The sequence below is a fragment of the Streptomyces durbertensis genome (genome assembly GCF_014156695.1).
In the GTDB taxonomy this organism is placed as follows: domain Bacteria; phylum Actinomycetota; class Actinomycetes; order Streptomycetales; family Streptomycetaceae; genus Streptomyces; species Streptomyces durbertensis.
This window is the reverse complement of sequence record NZ_WMLF01000860.1, coordinates 1-889: the sequence shown is the minus strand read 5'-3', so window position 1 is coordinate 889 and position 889 is coordinate 1. Positions and strand designations below refer to the sequence as shown.

Below are 889 nucleotides of genomic sequence, written 5' to 3'. Positions count from 1 at the left end.
GGGCCGCCGCGACCTGACCGCCTACTGGCTGCTGCTGCCCGCCGCCCTGTGGCTCGCCGTCTTCTTCGTGGCGCCGCTGGTCTACCAGGCGTCCACCTCCATCCAGACCGGCTCCCTCGAAGAGGGCTACCGGGTCACCTGGAACTTCGGCGTCTACTGGGAGGCGCTGCGCGAGTACGGCGGCCACTTCCTCCGCTCGTTCGCCTACGCCGCCACCGCCACCGTGCTGTGCCTGCTCGTCGGCTACCCGCTCGCCTACCTGCTCGCCTTCCGCGCCGGACGCTGGCGGAACGTGCTGCTGGTCATGGTCATCGCGCCGTTCTTCACCAGCTTCCTCATCCGCACCCTCGCCTGGAAGACGATCCTCGCCGACAGCGGACCGGTCGTCGCCGCCCTCGACGCCCTGCACATCCTGGACGTCACCGCCTGGCTCGGCCTGACCAGCGGCGACCGGGTGCTCGCCACCCCGCTCGCCGTGGTGTGCGGACTCACCTACAACTTCCTGCCGTTCATGATCCTCCCGCTGTACGCCTCGCTGGAACGCGTCGAGCCGGCCCTGCACGAGGCCGCCCGCGACCTGTACGCCAGCCCCGCCACCACCTTCCGCCGCGTCACCTTCCCGCTGTCGCTGCCCGGCGTCGTCGCCGGCACCCTGCTCACCTTCATCCCCGCCTCAGGCGACTACATCAACGCCCAACTCCTCGGCTCCCCCTCGGAGCAGATGGTCGGCAACGCCATCCAGAAGCAGTTCCTCAACGTCCTGGACTACCCGACCGCCGCGGCCATGTCCTTCCTGCTCATGGCCCTCATCCTCGTCATGGTCACCACCTACATGCGCAAAGCGGGAACGGAGGAGGTGGTCTGACGATGGCCGCGACGACACCCACCC

The 889-nt window shown here is 69.2% G+C and carries 1 protein-coding gene; it reads left to right on the top strand.

Translation table 11 applies throughout. From position 1 onward, the window contains the following. On the top strand, positions 1-865 hold an 865-nt coding region (locus tag GL263_RS27320), incomplete at its 5' end, for an ABC transporter permease (protein WP_182858405.1). Positions 866-889 lie beyond the last annotated feature (24 nt).